The sequence below is a fragment of the Paraburkholderia sp. GAS32 genome (genome assembly GCF_050434225.1).
Classification (GTDB): domain Bacteria; phylum Pseudomonadota; class Gammaproteobacteria; order Burkholderiales; family Burkholderiaceae; genus Paraburkholderia; species Paraburkholderia madseniana.
The window spans coordinates 376,112-389,607 of sequence record NZ_JBNPVS010000002.1 but is presented as its reverse complement, the minus strand read 5'-3'; the positions used below and the strand labels follow the sequence as shown (position 1 = coordinate 389,607).

Sequence of the window (13,496 nt, the reverse complement as noted above, 5' to 3'; positions counted from 1 at the left end):
GGCTTCACGTGCGGCTTCACGCGCGTTTTCACGATGCAGCCTCAGCGTCCAAGAATCGTGATGCTGGCAACGGCCTCTTCCACGCCGCACAGTCCGCCGCCGTTCTCCGCGATCGCGATGCGCGCGCCCTCGACCTGGCGGGCGCCCGTCTCACCGCGTAACTGGGTCACCAGTTCATAAATCTGGCCGAGTCCTGTCGCACCGATCGGATGCCCCTTCGATTCGAGCCCGCCCGACGGATTGATCGGAATCCGCCCGCCTATCGTCGTCTCGCCTCGTTCCGCGGCCACCCCGCCCATGCCCGGCTCGCACAATCCGAGCACTTCGGACTGGATGATTTCGCCGATCGCCGTCGCGTCGTGGACCTCGGCGACCGAGACATCCTGCGGCGCGACGCCCGCCTGCTCATACGCGAGCAACGAGCCCTGCCGGACCAGATGCCGGTCGAGTGCCGTGGCCGGCCGGTCACTGCCCGTTTGCAGCACGGACGCCAGCACACGAATGGCGCGCGAGCGCCGCCCACCTAACAGCGCGAGGCCGGCCTCGCTGCACACGATCGCCGCGGCCGCGCCATCGCTGACGGGCGAACACATCGGGAGGGTGAGCGGATAGGTGATCGGCGGTGCGCCGAGAATCTCGTCGATCGAATAAGCCTGCCGGTACTGCGCGAGCGGGTTGTGAACCGAATGCCCGTGGTTCTTGGCCGACACGGCGGCGAACTGCCGCTGGGTCGTGCCGTATTCGCGCATGTGCATCCGGCCCATCGACGCGTAGATATCCATGAACACGCTGTACGGTTTTGTCGAGACGCTGCCCGCCGGTGGCTCGATGCCCTCGCCCATCTCGAGCAGCCGACGCTTGCCGTTCTCGGTGTCATGCACGTCCCACGCACCGTCGAAGGCGCTGAAGGTGCGCGCCTTGTCCGTGGAGAACATCTTCTCGGCGCCCACCGCGAGCACGATGTCGGCAGCACCGGCTTTCACGTAGTTCACCGCAAGGTGAAACGCGGTGCTGGCGCTCGCGCAGGCGTTCTCGACGTTGATCACCGCGACCTTGTCGATGCCCATCGCCCGCAGCGCAAGCTGGCCGCGAATCATGTGCTGGCCTTCCATGTGCCCCTGCGTGGAGTTGCCGAAAAACGCGCCCTGCAACTGCGCCTTGTCACAGCCTGCGTCCGCGAGCGCGTCTTCCACTGCCGCGCGCGTGAGCTGCTTCACGCTGGTTTCCAGATGCTTGCCGAAGGGCGTCATGCCGACGCCCGCGATATACACTTCGTTACCCATATCAATTCTCCACCGCGAGGAGGCGCACGCCGCGCGTCATAAGCCACCAGCCGCGCGCGCGAGCCGTCCGATTCGTCGTCAAACGCTCTTGACCTCATAGGCGAGGTAACCTTCCTCGGCCTGCGCGGCGATCAGGTTGCGCGCGCCGAACGCCTTCGCCGGCGAAACGAAACCCACTGCGTGCAATTGCCCGCGCAGTACGCGTCGCGCCGCCTCCGCACCGAGCACGCCGGTTTGCGCATAGGGCGAATTGCCACGCAGAATCACGCTGACGGAATTCGTATTGCCGCGCCCCTGGCACGACAACGTGCAGCGATTCACGTCCGGGTTTTCACGCGGGGGTTCGACCTGCGTCACGGCCTTGCCCCATTCATTGGTGACCTCTTCCTGTTTGGCGGGATCGAGGTGGCGGCACTCTTCCTCGAATTTCTTCAGCAGGCCGACCACCGCAAGAAAGCGTTCCTGATTTCTGAACGACACGAGCGTCTGGCAGTTGCGCACGCGCGGGTCGTCCTGGTACCAGACCGGCTCGCCGCCACCGCTCCATGGCAACGCATTCAGCAACATGTGCTCACCCGGCACATGAACCTGATACGGCGTTGCCCATGGCCACTGCACCAGTTGCTTGTTGCGCAGGTAGAACTGCGGCTGCGTGCACATCCGCAGAAACGACATCGTCGACGCGACGCTCACTTCCGAGTCGCCGAGATAGAGCACGTCGAGCGTGTCGATGCCCGGGGTTTCCAGCGCGATCTCCGCCGCGAGATTGCCTTCGGCCCACATGTACGAATTGCCGGGACACAGCGCCAGACCGCGGGCCGCGAAGGACTCGCCATACGTGCGCTTCAACAGCGACATCCAGTCGGTTTCGCCGGTGGTGTCGAAGTAGTTGCAACCGGCCGCGAGACTCGCTTCGACAACCGGGCGCCCGAGCTGCATGAACGGCCCGACGATATTGATCACCACCTTCTTGCCCTTGAAGAATTCGGTGAGCGCGTCTGTTTCGTGCTGAACCGCCACGCACTGATAGTCGTGTCCGGCGAGTTCGGGCACCTTCGCAAGTTCTTCTTCCAGCCGTTCCTTGCTGCGCCCGGCGGCAATGAACGGAATGCCGCGCTCCGCGAGCTTCCATGCCGTGAGCTTGCCCGTGTAGCCACTCGCTCCATAGAGGACCACTTCGTATGTCGTTGCCATGTCGTCGTCTCCTTCAGGTTGTCATCGGATTGCGTGGACGCGCCGTGCCGTTCAAAGCAGCTCGGGGTCGATCAGGTAGTAGCCACCCTTGATCGCCAGCACTTCGTTGCAGCCGTCTTCGATCATCGAAGCGCGTGCGTCGCGCCAGATCTTTTCGATCGGATACTCGCGGGTGAGCCCGTTGCCGCAGAAGATCTGCAGCGCGTCGTTGGCGACTTCGAACGCGGTCTGCGTCGCGGTGACCTTCGCCGTCATTGCCGCGTGCAGCGAAGGTTGCGCCGCGGTGAAGTTGTAGTGCACGACACGCTGCGCGAGCGCGCGGGCGGCCTCGACCTTGCGGAACATATGAAAGAGCCGCGACGCGACCGACTGATGGCGGATGATCGGCAAACCACCCTGCTTGCGTTCATGCGCATAAGCGAGCGCGAGTTCGAACGCGGCGCGCGCAGTGCCGGCAAACACGTTGGCCATGATCGCGTTGGCGAACGTGTGGATCGCGTAGACCGCGTCGACGTACTGGTCGGGGCCGGCGAGAAGGTGCTCCTTCGACAACGTGACGTTCTCGAAGAACAGTTCGCCCTGGTTGAGCGCGCGCTGGCCGATCTTGTCGAGCGGCTTGCCGCGCGAGACACCTTTGGCGTCGAGCGGCACGATCACTACCGCGCCGCGTTTCGTGTCGGCGCCGTTGCCGCTGTCCGCCGCGCAATAGAGAATGCAGACGTCGGCGGCGATACCGTTCGACACCCACGCCGACTTCTGCCCGTTGATGATCACCTCGTCGCCGCGCAGCGTCGCCACGCAGTTAGGGCGGCCGTACGAGCCCTGCGGATGAAAGATCATGCCGTTCGCATCGAGCATGTCGGAGCCGTGATCGGGTTCCGTGATGGCCCAGCAACCAAGCTTCTCGTCCGGTGCGAGCGCGCGGCAGAACGGGTTGCCGGACACCGCGCTCATCAGTGCGGGCAGCAAGCCTGCGCCGTAGGTGATCGCGAGTCCCGAATCGCCCCAGCCGAGTTCTTCGAACAGGATGCTCATCGTCGTCGCCCGTTCGGCGGGTTCGAGCTCGAGCAGTCCGTCGACACCGAAGCCCAGCCCGACAAACTTCTCGCGCGCTTCCCAATAGGGCGAGCCCTTGGCGATCACCTCCTCGGGCGTCATGCGATCGAGCTTGACGCCGATCGGACGCATGACTTCTTCTGCGTAGCGATGCACGCTCTGCTGGACCATCTGGTTCATCTCGGAGAGTTCGGGCTGCGCGCCGAGCGGACCGAGTTTGTGCGCTGCAATGTGATTCGTTGCGGTTGACATGTCTCCTCCTTCGAGGTGGTTGGGCGTATGATTTCTATGGAATCCATGGTGTCCCGGCGCGACGCTATGCAACATCCCCCTTACAGGGGAACGCGATTGCATGGAGGGGGAATGGCAGCCAGGGTCAACCCGAACGCCCGGAGCAATTAATGCACGTGATAGAAGCGCCGTCCCCGATCAGGCCGCCTCTCTTTCTCGCAACCAAGGTGTTTCCGCCGCGCCTGCCCAGCGGATTGATAGACCGGCCGCGCCTCGTCTCTCTCGCCGGCAAGGCGGAATACAAACGGCTCACGGTCATCAAGGCGCCCGCCGGTTTTGGCAAGACGTCGCTTGCGCTCACGTGGCTCAACGGGCTGAATGCAAGCGGCGCCTATGTCGCATGGCTCTCGCTCGATACGGAGGACGACGAGCCCGCGTGCTTCTTCCATCATCTGGCGCAGGCATTGCGCAACGCGTGCACAAGCGTCGGCGTGTCCGCGGTCAGCCTGACAACCGAGGCGTCACTCGTGCCGGCGCACTCAGTCGTGTCGACGCTGATCAACGAACTCGTCGACGTCGACGACGAGGTCTATCTGTTCGTCGACGACTATCACCTGATTAGCCTGCCCGCCATTCACGAGGCCATGTCGTACTTCATCGTGAATGCACCGTCGAACGTGCATGTTGTGATCTGTACGCGTACCGATCCGCCGCTGCCGCTCGCCAACCTGAGAGCGGGCAACGACCTGCTGGAAATCGACGCGTCGACACTGCGTTTCAACTTCGACGAAACGCGCAGCTTTGTCGAACACGAATGCCCAGGCGAGTTGCGCGCTGCCCGCGTCAAGTCGCTGTTCGCGAGCACGGAAGGCTGGGCTGCGGCGCTGCGCATTTCTACCTCGGTGCTATCGCGTGACGAAGGCAAACCGGATTGGGACATGAGCGCGCCGTCGGGCGCCTCCCGGCCGTTCGCCGCTTACCTTGAAGACATGCTCAAGCGTTTGCCGGCCGAGATGGTCGAGTTCATGCAGCGCACGTCGATACTCGACCGCCTGACGGCATCGCTATGCGAAGCGGTGACCGGCATGGCGGCGGCACAAGGAATGCTGGATACGATCTCCGCACGCCAGTTGCTGCTCGAACCGCTCGATATCGACGGACGCTGGTTCCGCTATCACCATCTCATGGGCGAGTACCTGCATCGGCGGCTCGAAACCCAGCATCCCGATCAGGTGGTGCACTTGCATCGTCGTGCGTGTCAGTGGTACGCCAAAGAGGCGCGCTGGACAGACGCGGTCAAGCACGCGATCGCCGCGGGCGATACGGAAGACGCCGTCTCCCTGATGGCTCACTGCGCGATGGCACTCGTCACGAAGGGCGACCTGCTCACGCTGCTCGGCTGGCAACGGCAGTTCCCGGCGCATCTGATGCGCGGGCAGGTCACGATCACGCTCGCGATCGCGTGGGGGATGGCGCTGGCGATGCGTTTCGACGAAGCGCTCGCGATACTCGATGAGATCGAGCGCGACACGGGTACCGGTTCGAGCGACGCCGCCGACAACATCCGCTGGGAGTGCCAGGCGATCCGCTCGGTGGTGGCAGCGCTTCAGGACGACTCGCCGCGCGCGCTTGTGATCGCACAGGCGTGTCTCGAACGGCCGTCGACAGACAGTTGGACCACCAACGTCGTCTCCAACGTTGTGCGCTTTGGGCACTGGAAAGCGGGCAACCTGAAAGCGCTGTACGCGACACCGTGGATCCCCTATTCCCTCGAGGAAGATCAGCGCAACGTGTTCGCCTCGGTCTACCGGCTATGCCTGCTCGGCCACTCGGAAATGCAGCAGATGCACTTCGCGCTGGCTGAGCGCTATTTCACCGAGTCGATCCAGCTCGCCGAGCGCCATGCCGGTCCGAAATCCATCTCGGCCGCGTTGTGTGCGCCCATGATTGCGCAGATCTGGTACGAGCAGGGACGGCTCGACGAGGCGGAAGCGTTACTGGTCGATCTCATGCCGGTGATCGACCTGGCGGTCCTGCTCGATAGCACCTTGATCGCCTACCGCGTGCTGGTCCGGATCGCTATCGCGCGTTCCGACGCCGAGCGGGCCTATGCGCTGCTCGATCAGGCGCAGACTCTGGGTTACGCACGCCGCTGGGACCGGATGATTGCCGGCGTTCTCGTCGAGCGCGGGCGGCTCTATCTTGCTGAAGGCAGGGTAACGGAAGCGTCAGCATGTGTCGTGCAACTGGATCAGCTAGCAGACTCCCATTGCGCCGCGGAGCATGCAGTCTCGCCGGAGATCGAAACCTACCGCGCGATCGCGGTGGCCTGGGTGGCAATGGCCCAGAACCGGACAGAAGAAGCCCTTGAGTCGTTGACATCCGCTTTGCAAAGCGTCGAAAGCCGGCACGGCGACTATCTCGCGCTGCGCTTGCGCACCGTGATCGCGCTCGTCTGGTTGCGTGCGAACAACCAGCCTCGCGCTGTCGAAATCTTTCGCGAGGTGCTGAGCGCCAATAGCGGCATCTACCGCTCGATTCTCGATCAAGGGCCCGAAATCGGGCCGCTTCTGCAGGCGGTTCGCGACGACACGCGTTCCACCCCGCAGACGAAGGAGATCGTCGCTTACATCGATCGCCTGCTAGACGGCTGGCGCGCGCTGTACGAGCCTGTCACGCCGAGGCGCGACATGGAGCGCGAGCCGTTGAGCGCGCGGGAGCGCAGCATCGTCGAGCTGATTGCCCAGGGACAGTCGAACAAGGAGATCGCGCGCACCTTGGGGATTGCGCCGGAAACCGTCAAGACTCATGTCAAGAACGTCTTCGTGAAACTGGATGTCGACAAGCGCGCACACGCCGTTGCGCGCGCGCAGGCACTGGGTCTGGTTGCGGCCGGCTAGCGCACGTCTTACCTCATGACGACAAGCGTGGCGGCGTGAATCAGCACGCCGACCATGCCGCCCACGAATGTGCCGTTGATCCGGACATACTGAAGGTCGCGGCCGATTTCCGCCTCGATCTTCCGGCTCACTTCATCTGCGTTCCAGCCTTTTACAACCTCGGTGATCAGCGCGGAGAGCTGGCGCCCATAACGCACGACGAGTTCGCGAGCGAGCGCGAGCCACCATGCGTTCAGTTTGTGTTGAACCGCGGGTTCACGGCCGATCCGCTTGCCGAGCGAAGCCAGCATGCTCGTCATGGCGTCGCGCACGGCCGATTGCTCGCGACTGAGATCGGCGATCACACGCATGCGCAAACGCTCCAGCAGCACGCGATAGTGGTCTGCATGCCTGAAATAACGGATGCAGTCGCGCATCAACGACTTGCCGAAACGACGGTGCACAGCCGATGTTTGCAATTGCACGCTCAGCCCCTGCAGGGCCTCATCGAACTGGTGGCGCAGTTCATGATCCGGATTCGCCGCCACCTCACGGAGGAGCGCAACGATGCCTTCGACAAATTTACTGACGATATACGTGTCAAGCTGCGCGGGCGTGTATCTCGAGGCCTCGCTGAATTTGGCCTTGATCATGCCGACGTTCGCAGTGAGCCATTTCTCCAGCACTTCGAGTCCGCGAACCAGCCACGGCTGATGCCGCTCGCTTTCAGTCAGTACTTTGATGACGTCGCCGGCTACGCGGGATACATCGAGCGTGCGCAACTGCGGTATCACCAGACGGTCGAAAAACCACTGCGCATCCGCTTCGTCAATACCTTCGAGCAATCCTGCCACGGCATCCGCAACGATATCGGCCACCCCGCGGCTGTTCGCCGGCTGCGCGAGCCACCGGGCAAGCGCCTGGGCGGTATCGTGGCCGCTCAGCCTGTCGACGATGAGTTCCGGCGTCAGAAAATTTTCCTCGACGAACTTGCCAAGGCTCTCGGCGATGCGCTGCTGATTTTGCGGAATGATCGCTGTATGCGGGATCCGCAGACCCAAAGGACGACGGAACAGCGCAACGACTGCGTACCAGTCCGCGATCGCGCCGACCGTGCCGGCCTCCGCAAACGCACGCGGCCACGCAAGCCATGCATGGTCAGCCTGCCAGGCAACACACGCGAACAGCAACGCAATCATGCAGACGAGCAGGCAGGTCGCCGTTCGCCGCATGCGCGTCAGGCCACTTGCCTTGCGGTCTTCGTGTGCATTCGCAATGACCGGCCGCGCGCTATCGCTATCGCGCGCAAAGAAACTCAACTCGCCCCCTGCCGGAGAAACCTGCGCACCACCGGCGCGACTTCAGGCGCGCGCGAGATGAGAAACAGGTGGCCGTCGTCGATCACATAGAGCGTCGCATCGGGGATACGGGCTGCGAGAATCTTCGCGTTGGTGAGCGGCACAATCGGGTCGTCGTTGCCGTGCATGACCAGTGTCGTCTGGCGCAACGCACCGAGCCACGGCAAACTGCTCCAGCCCGTAGCCGCCAGTAGTTGATAGAGGTAGCCGCGGCCACGCGGTGGCTGAATGTGCCGGCTATGCGCCTTCAGCAACGACGGATCGCGCCGGTAAGCGCCCCCGTAGATCTCCGCGCCTACTTGTTGCAGGTAGGTGGGATCCGTATAGCGGCGCGGCCCGATCAGCTTCGACAATACCGACAGTTTGCCCGGCACCATGATGACGCCGGGCGAGGTTGCCGCGAGAATCAACCTGCGGCAGCGCCCCGGGTACAGATGCGCGAACTGCTGCGCCAGCGCGCCGCCCCACGATACACCGAGCACATCGACGGCCCCCTCGTAACCGAGCCGCGTCAGCAGCTTGTCCGCCAACACGGACAACGTCGAAAAGCGATACGGCACGACTGGCGCAGGCGAGCCGCCGACGCCGGGCACGTCGAAGATGATGACGCTCACGTCTTCGAGCGCCGTGACAAACGGCTCCACCAGTTCGAGGTTGGCGCCGATGCCGTTGAAGATAAGGAGCGGCGGCGAAGCATCGCTGCCGCGCCAGGTTGCGACACGCAGTGTCTGACCGTCCAGATCGATCATCTGGATTTCCATGCTGCAAAGAGACTCGGGGTTCGTGTGCATTTTTTGTTTCCGGATCATCTTCTGAAAGGACGCTTCATTCGACGCGTCGGCATGCCGCATGGGCGCTGTCGTATGACTTCTTCGGCATTACTTCTTCGGCTGAAGGAGCGTTTTCAGTTCCTCGACGTGCTCGGCGACGCGCTTGGTAACCACGGCGACGCTGTCCGCCTGCGCACGGTATGCGGTGTCAGCGAGTTCCTGCATGTCCACCAGCGCCTTGTTCAAGGCCTGCTGCACCACTTCACCCGTGTTGGCCGCCGGCTGGCTGCCCGACTGGGCAACGCGGCTGACGAGCGACTGCACTTCGGTCAGCGTCGTGCGGAGGATCTCCGACTGCTTCTGAGCGAGCGACTGCACGCCTGCCAGCGCGGTCGTGTTGGCTTCGACGATCGCCTCGACGTCCTTGCGGCGCGACTCGAGGAGTGCGCCTACGTCGATGCCGGGCAGCTTGAACTGTCCAACGACCTTTTTATACTCGGCGAAAATGCTGTTGAAATTGGTTGAATCCATCATCGATACTCCATTGAAACTACGTTAAGAAAATGTTGACTGCGGTGCGCTCAAAAGTGCGCTCAATGAGTGCGCCGGTGCGTGTGCCTTGGTGCCTTAAGTGCCTTAGGCTTCCATGACATACGTTCCCGGCGCCTTCACGCCCGCGGGATGCTGCTTGTTGCCTACTGTCGTCGGGGTGGCACGCCGCTCGCCGGAATGATCGGCGAGCCACGTGCGCCAGTCGGCCCACCACGAGTCCTTTTCAGCCTGAGCACTGGCAAGCCATGCGTCGGCATTGGCGGGCAAATCGGTATTGAGAAAGAACTTCGCTTTCGGATTGCCCGGCGGGTTGATCAGGCTCTGGATATGACCGCTCGAACTCAGCACGAAACGCGTCTTGCCGCCGAACGTGCGCGCCGTGTTGTACACGCCCTTCCACGGCGTGATGTGATCGGTCATGCCGGCAACGACGTATTTGTCGCACGTCACTTCGGACAGATCGATCGGCGTACCCAGAACCGTCAACGCGCGAGGCTTGCTGAACAGATTGCCCGTGAAGATATCGAGCAGTTGCCCATGCATCGCCGCAGGCAGCCGGGTCGCATCGTTGTTCCAATACAGGATGTCGAAAGCGGGCGGCGCTTTGCCGAGCAGATAGTTATTGACCCAGTAGTTCCAGACGAGATCGTTGGGTCGCATCCACGCGAACACGCGCCCCATTTCTTCGCCGGCGAGCACGCCCTTCGATGTACTGTTCTGCTTTGCGGCCGCAATGGCTTCCGGCGTTGCAAAGAGACCGAGCTGCGAATCAGCCGTGTTGTCCAGCACCGCGACCATCAGCGTGGCGGCATTGACGCTCGTGTCGCCGCGGCTTGCGAGGTGGCCAAGGAGCGCCGAAATCGTCATCGCACCCGAGCAGGCGCCGTGCAGGTTGACGTCGTCGCTGCCGGTAATGTCGCGCACGGCCGTGATCGCTTCGAGGAGCGCCGTCACATAGGTATCGAGGTCCCAGTGACTCTGCGCAGCGGTGGGATTGCGCCAGCTCACCATGAACACCTGGAACTCGCTCTTCACCAGATAGTCGACGATGCTCTTGCCTTCGGACAGGTCGAACACGTAGAACTTGTTGATCTGGGGCGGCACGATCAGTTGCGGGCGGGCGTACACCTGCTCCGTCGCCGGTGCGTACTGGATCAGCTCGAGCACCTCGTTGCGAAAGACCACCGCGCCCTGCGACGTGCCGAGGTTTTCACCCACCTTGAACGCCGACCTGTCGACTTGCGCGGGCATCCCCTGGTTCTGCAGCATATCCGTCACGAGATTGCGCATGCCGCCAAGCAGGCTGGCGCCGCCCGAATCGATGATTTTCTTGAGTGCGGCGGGATTGCCGAGCAGCGTGTTCGTCGGCGACAGCGCGTCGGTGAAGAGCGACAGCACGAACTGCGCGCGTTCCTTGCTCTTCGGGTCGAGCGCGGAGCGGTCGACAAAGCCTGTCAACGCGTTGCGCCACGCCACGTAAGTTTGCAGCGTCATGCGGTAAAGCGAATTCGTCTGCCACGCCGGGTCGGTGAAGCGCTTGTCGCCCTGCGGCGGCGTACTGTCCGCGCTGCCGCCAAGCACCGCGATCAGGTCGCGGACCAGCGCCGCCTCCTGCTCCATGAGCAACGCGGGTTGCCGCAGCGCCTGGGCGCCGATCTGCTGCGCCGTTGCCATAATGTCTCGCGGCCGCAGTCCCACGAACGGATTCGGTCCGAGCATGCCTTCCGCGGCAGACGCCGCAAGGTCGTTCGTCTGCTCGCTGCGTGCCTTGCTTTCGTCATTTGCCGCCATCTTGCTGCTCCTCAAACATCTCTATCCGTTTCGTCAACAGTGCTGCTTACGCTTGCGAGACCAGCATCGCCAATGTCTCGGCGATGAGCGCCGGCTTCTCCTCGCCCTCGATCTGCAGTTCGTTCATCGTCTTCACGATGATCCGGCCGCCGCCCTTCTTTTCCACCGAAATCAGCGTCACGCGGTTTCGCACCCGCGCTCCCGCTTTCACCGGTGTCATGAAGCGCACCTTGTCCAGCCCGTAGTTCAGCCCAGCCGATGCGTCCTCAGGAATGAGTCCGATCTCGATCGCGAGCGACGCCAGCAGCGACAGCGTCAGATAGCCGTGCGCGATCGTGCCGCCGAACGGGCTTTCGCGTTTCGCGCGCTCGGGATCCACGTGAATCCACTGCCTGTCGCCCGTGCATGCCGCGAAGGCGTCGATACGCGCCTGATCGACGACAACCCAGTCTGACACGCCCAATTCGCGGCCAACGAAGTCGTCGATCGTGGCGACGCTATATCCTTTGATGCTCATCGTGTTTGCTCCTTGCGACGGGTCAGGCGAATTGCTCGCGCAACCACTTCTTGTTCATCTTGCCGACGCTCGTCTTCTGCAGCGCGTCGACGAACTTGACGATCTGCGGCACCGCGTACTTCGAGATCCGTCCGGTTTTGGTGAAGCCCATGACGTGTGCCTTGACGTCCTCTTCGGTGACCGCGGCACCCGGCTTGCGCACTACTAGCGCAACCGGCCGTTCGCCCCATTTCTCGTCCTTGATCCCGATCACCGCGACTTCCGAGACATCCGGGTGCAGCGAAATCAGGCTTTCGACTTCGAGCGAAGAGATCCACTCGCCGCCCGATTTGATGACGTCCTTGATACGGTCGGTGATCTGGATGTTGCCGGTTGAGTCGATGTTCGCGATGTCCTGCGTATGCAGGTAGCCGCCGGTCCAGAGCTGCACGGACGCATCCGGATTGTTCAGGTAACCCTGCGTCAGCCACGGCGCACGCACAACGATCTCGCCGTAGGCCCGGCCGTCGTGCACGATGTCTTCCATGTCCTCGTTGACGATGCGCAAGTCGACGAGCGGAACGGGGAAACCAGTCTTGCAACGCAGGCGTACTTCTTCTTCAAGATCGAGCGGCCCGGTGTTAGGCGGAAGTTGCGCGAGGCTCAACACGGGACCGGTCTCGGACATGCCATAGCCGGTAAAGACGTCGATGCCCCGGTCCAGCGCGGCGCGCGCGAGACCGTGCGGCAACGCGCCGCCACCGATGATCACCTTCCACTTGCTGAAGTCCGCGTGCTTCGCGTCATCGCACGAAAGCAGCATGTGCAGGATCGTGCTGACGCAGTGCGAAAACGTGACGCCTTCTTCGCGGATCAGTTGCACGAGACGATCGGGCACATAGCGACCCGGATAGACCTGCTTCACGCCCATCACCGTCGCGATGTAGGGCATGCCCCATGCGTGCACATGGAACATCGGCGTGAGCGGCATATAGACGTCGCCGCGATGAAAGCGCTGTCCCGATACCGGGCTCGACAGCGCCCCCATCAAGGTGATGGTGTGCAGAACCAGCTGGCGGTGCGAGAAGTACACGCCCTTGGGCAGGCCGGTGGTTCCCGTCGTGTAGAAGGTGGTGGCCCGGGTGTTCTCGTCGAAGTCGGGGAAATCGTAGCTCGTCGCGCTCGCGGCGAGCATCGCCTCGTATTCCGTGGCGAATGCAATGGTGTGCGCGCTCGCTTCACTGCCCGGCTCGTCGATCCACACGAAGGTGCGGACCGTTTCAAGCTGATCCTTGATCGCTTCGACCACGGGCAGGAAATCGGTGTGAACGAACAGCACCTCTGCGCCAGCGTGGTTGATCGTGTAGGCGATTTCCGCCTCCGACAACCTCACGTTGACCGTCTGAAGCACGGCGCCCATCATCGGAACCGCAAAATACGATTCCAGATAGCGGTGACTGTCCCAGTCCATCACGGCCACGGTGCTGCCGTGCCGTACGCCGAGCTCGTGAAGGCCATTGGCGAGCCGCGCAATGCGTTCTCTCAGCGTGGTATAGGTCATCCGCAACTGGCCGCGGTACACGATTTCCTGATCCGGCGCCTGAACGAACGGCGTATGCAGCAGTTGCTTGATCAGCAGCGGATAGGCATAAGGGGATGGCGTCGATCCCTGCACGGCGTCCTGCATCTACGTCTCCTCAAGTCGAGAAATGGATCGGGCTGACACAGGTCAGTCGGTGCTTGTCGCGCACGGTGGCATCCCGAGTGAAGCCATCATCGAGTTTTTGGCAAGGGGGAGCCATCCCCCGAACAGGGGAACTGTCAGGAAGTGGCCGCGGAGCAAGGGCCGCGGCGCGGGGACGGCCGTTGAGGCCGGGCTAAGGGGC

General features: G+C 62.8%; 10 protein-coding genes. 1 reads left to right on the top strand and 9 read right to left on the bottom strand.

Annotated features, from left to right (window positions below; translation table 11 throughout):
* Positions 1-41 precede the first annotated feature (41 nt).
* The 3 genes from P3T25_RS03715 to P3T25_RS03705 form a co-directional block, all read right to left on the bottom strand.
* A complete protein-coding gene (locus tag P3T25_RS03715) occupies positions 42-1,283 on the bottom strand; it encodes a thiolase family protein (RefSeq protein ID WP_154566788.1) in 1,242 nt (413 codons plus the stop codon).
* Between the two features lie 78 nt (positions 1,284-1,361).
* The gene (locus P3T25_RS03710) at positions 1,362-2,477 is read right to left on the bottom strand and encodes a saccharopine dehydrogenase family protein (protein ID WP_266236713.1); all 1,116 of its coding nucleotides are present in this window, start codon (positions 2,475-2,477) and stop codon (positions 1,362-1,364) included.
* Between the two features lie 51 nt (positions 2,478-2,528).
* Entirely contained in the window at positions 2,529-3,785 is a 1,257-nt protein-coding gene (locus P3T25_RS03705) for an acyl-CoA dehydrogenase family protein (RefSeq protein WP_200654255.1), read from the bottom strand.
* Positions 3,786-3,934: 149 nt separating this feature from the next.
* Here P3T25_RS03705 and P3T25_RS03700 point away from each other — a divergent pair, with 149 nt between their 5' ends.
* Positions 3,935-6,664 (top strand): LuxR C-terminal-related transcriptional regulator, encoded by a 2,730-nt coding sequence (locus P3T25_RS03700; RefSeq protein ID WP_429357513.1) that lies wholly within the window; start codon positions 3,935-3,937, stop codon positions 6,662-6,664.
* An 8-nt stretch (positions 6,665-6,672) separates the two neighbouring features.
* Here the strand turns inward: P3T25_RS03700 and P3T25_RS03695 are convergent, their stop codons facing one another.
* From P3T25_RS03695 to P3T25_RS03670, 6 genes are all read right to left on the bottom strand, one after another.
* A complete protein-coding gene (locus tag P3T25_RS03695) occupies positions 6,673-7,962 on the bottom strand; it encodes a DUF445 domain-containing protein (RefSeq protein ID WP_429357512.1) in 1,290 nt (429 codons plus the stop codon).
* Positions 7,959-8,792, bottom strand: coding sequence for a poly(3-hydroxyalkanoate) depolymerase (gene phaZ / locus P3T25_RS03690; protein WP_266236719.1), 834 nt, complete (start codon positions 8,790-8,792; stop codon positions 7,959-7,961). Before phaZ ends, P3T25_RS03695 begins: the two co-directional genes overlap by 4 nt.
* Before the next feature lie 87 nt (positions 8,793-8,879).
* Positions 8,880-9,302 carry a phasin family protein gene (locus P3T25_RS03685; RefSeq protein ID WP_154566811.1) on the bottom strand — a complete coding sequence of 141 codons (423 nt, stop codon included), beginning with the start codon at positions 9,300-9,302 and terminating at the stop codon, positions 8,880-8,882.
* Between the two features lie 105 nt (positions 9,303-9,407).
* Positions 9,408-11,114, bottom strand: a complete 1,707-nt coding sequence (locus P3T25_RS03680; RefSeq protein WP_266236721.1) for an alpha/beta fold hydrolase — start codon at positions 11,112-11,114, stop codon at positions 9,408-9,410.
* A 46-nt stretch (positions 11,115-11,160) separates the two neighbouring features.
* On the bottom strand, positions 11,161-11,631 hold the full coding sequence (locus tag P3T25_RS03675) for a MaoC family dehydratase (protein WP_154566798.1): 471 nt from the start codon (positions 11,629-11,631) through the stop codon (positions 11,161-11,163).
* Between the two features lie 22 nt (positions 11,632-11,653).
* On the bottom strand, positions 11,654-13,297 hold the full coding sequence (locus tag P3T25_RS03670) for a fatty acid--CoA ligase (RefSeq protein WP_429357511.1): 1,644 nt from the start codon (positions 13,295-13,297) through the stop codon (positions 11,654-11,656).
* Positions 13,298-13,496 lie beyond the last annotated feature (199 nt).

What these genes read in the sequence shown, in the direction of transcription:
- P3T25_RS03700 (WP_429357513.1), top strand. Translation starts at nt 3,935, where the DNA reads ATGCACGTGATAGAAGCGCCGTCCCCGATCAGGCCGCCTCTCTTTCTC.
- phaZ (WP_266236719.1), bottom strand. Translation starts at nt 8,792, where the DNA reads ATGCACACGAACCCCGAGTCTCTTTGCAGCATGGAAATCCAGATGATC.
- P3T25_RS03675 (WP_154566798.1), bottom strand. Translation starts at nt 11,631, where the DNA reads ATGAGCATCAAAGGATATAGCGTCGCCACGATCGACGACTTCGTTGGC.
- P3T25_RS03680 (WP_266236721.1), bottom strand. Translation starts at nt 11,114, where the DNA reads ATGGCGGCAAATGACGAAAGCAAGGCACGCAGCGAGCAGACGAACGAC.
- P3T25_RS03710 (WP_266236713.1), bottom strand. Translation starts at nt 2,477, where the DNA reads ATGGCAACGACATACGAAGTGGTCCTCTATGGAGCGAGTGGCTACACG.
- P3T25_RS03685 (WP_154566811.1), bottom strand. Translation starts at nt 9,302, where the DNA reads ATGGATTCAACCAATTTCAACAGCATTTTCGCCGAGTATAAAAAGGTC.
- P3T25_RS03670 (WP_429357511.1), bottom strand. Translation starts at nt 13,297, where the DNA reads ATGCAGGACGCCGTGCAGGGATCGACGCCATCCCCTTATGCCTATCCG.
- P3T25_RS03715 (WP_154566788.1), bottom strand. Translation starts at nt 1,283, where the DNA reads ATGGGTAACGAAGTGTATATCGCGGGCGTCGGCATGACGCCCTTCGGC.
- P3T25_RS03705 (WP_200654255.1), bottom strand. Translation starts at nt 3,785, where the DNA reads ATGTCAACCGCAACGAATCACATTGCAGCGCACAAACTCGGTCCGCTC.